This window comes from Pseudorhodobacter sp., assembly GCF_030452865.1.
Classification (GTDB): Bacteria; Pseudomonadota; Alphaproteobacteria; order Rhodobacterales; family Rhodobacteraceae; genus Pseudorhodobacter.
The window spans coordinates 1-1,689 of the sequence record NZ_JAKDLJ010000572.1 but is presented as its reverse complement, the minus strand read 5'-3'; the positions used below and the strand labels follow the sequence as shown (position 1 = coordinate 1,689).

2 protein-coding genes are annotated in these 1,689 nt (G+C 61.3%); both read right to left on the bottom strand.

Annotated features, from left to right (window positions below; all coding sequences use genetic code 11):
- Window positions 1-453 (bottom strand): M20/M25/M40 family metallo-hydrolase (locus tag L0H65_RS19535; RefSeq protein WP_301460848.1); only part of this gene is annotated, 453 nt, incomplete at its 3' end.
- Between the two features lie 63 nt (window positions 454-516).
- Window positions 517-1,689, bottom strand: a 1,173-nt coding sequence (locus L0H65_RS19530) for an FAD-binding oxidoreductase (protein ID WP_301460847.1), incomplete at its 5' end; no start/stop codon positions are given.

Here is a 1,689-nt window from a genome sequence, read left to right as displayed (position 1 = left end):
ACCTTGCCCGCAATTCCCTTCGCCACCTCCGCCGCCTTCTTCGGCAGGTTGGAAAATTACCACGGCTTTGCCGTCGAAATTGCGCGTCTCGCACAGATATTTCGCGGCGCCGAGCAGCATCGTCGTATGACCATCATGGCCGCAGGCGTGCATCTTGCCGGGGGTTTTGGAGGCATAGTCCAATCCCGTCGCCTCATTGATCGGCAGCGCGTCCATATCGGCGCGCAGACCAACGACCTTGCCCGCCTTGTCGGTTTTGCCATGAATCACCCCGACAACGCCGGTCCGGCCAACGCCTTCGACCACCTCGTCACAGCCCCATTCGCGCAGAAGATCGGCGACTTTCGACGCGGTGCGATGCACTTCGAACAGCAATTCCGGATTTTCGTGGAAATCGCGACGGATCGCGGTGAGTTCAGGCAGCATTTCGGCAAAGCGGTTTTTTACGGGCATGATGGCCTCCTCCAGATCACGGGATACCTACAGGGTGATCCAATCGGGCGCTTGCTGCAAGTGTCAGAGCGCACCCGACGGGCGAATCTTTGACCCATCCGTAAAACGCCCAAAGCGGAACCGCGAAAGGTCGTGCCCCACTGCCCTGCCCATCACCAGATCGGCGACAACCCGACCAAAGCCGGGGCCGATACCAAAGCCATGGCCGCACATCCCCGTGGCAATCACCAAGCCATCCAACGGTGCGGCGTCCACAATCGGCACGACATCGGGCATAGTGTCGATCATCCCGGCCCAGGTGCTGCGCAGTCTCGGGCGGCCGAGATGCGGGAAGGCGGCTGCAAAATCATCCTGCACTTTGGCAAGCGTTCTGGCGTTCGGGGTAGGGTTGAGGATGCGCATCACCTCAAACGGGCTTTGCGCCCCGGCATCCCAGTGACGGGCGGTACGCCAAGCGTCGGGGTAGCCATCGGGGGCCGCCAGGCGGAAATGCGTTGACCGGAAATCCTGTTTCAGAACAGGGAGATATTTGGCGAAGCTGCGAAACGCATCGGGGCCGATGAAGAAATCATGCTCCGCCCCCGGTGCGATGGTATAGCCGCCATCAACCCGTCTGCGATAGGCGAAATTATTGTCCGAGACATTGCCCACGAAGATATCAGGCATCGGTTCGGTTGCGGCAACCGAGGCCAGAACCGAAAGCTGCGGGATTGTCACATCATGGTTGCGCAAAAACAGCGACGACCACGCCCCGCCCGCCAAAACCACGGCATCACACGCCACCCGCCCGGCTTCGGTAATCACCCCTGTCACACGACCGGCCGCCACATCCAACCCGCGCACGGCGCAGCCTTCGCGAATCACGCAGCCTTTTTGGGCCAGCGCCTTGGCGATCAGCGGCACCGCTGTAAACGGTTCTGCCCGCGCGTCTGACGCGGTGACCATGCCGCCGCACCAGATCCCGCTTCCCAACATATCGCCAATCTCTGCCCGACTCAAAAGCCGGGTCTCCAGACCATGCGCCTGTGCATGCGGCAGCCATGCCTCATAATCGGCCATATCCTTTGGCGAATTGGCGGCATAGACCACACCGCCCTGATGAAAGCCCAGGCCCTCGCCCAGTTCCGCAACCAATTCATGCCACAGCGCCAGACTTTCGATCATGATCGGCAACTCGTCAGGGTCGCGGTTCTGTTGCCGGATCCAGCCCCAGTTGCGGCTGGACTGTTCCCCCGC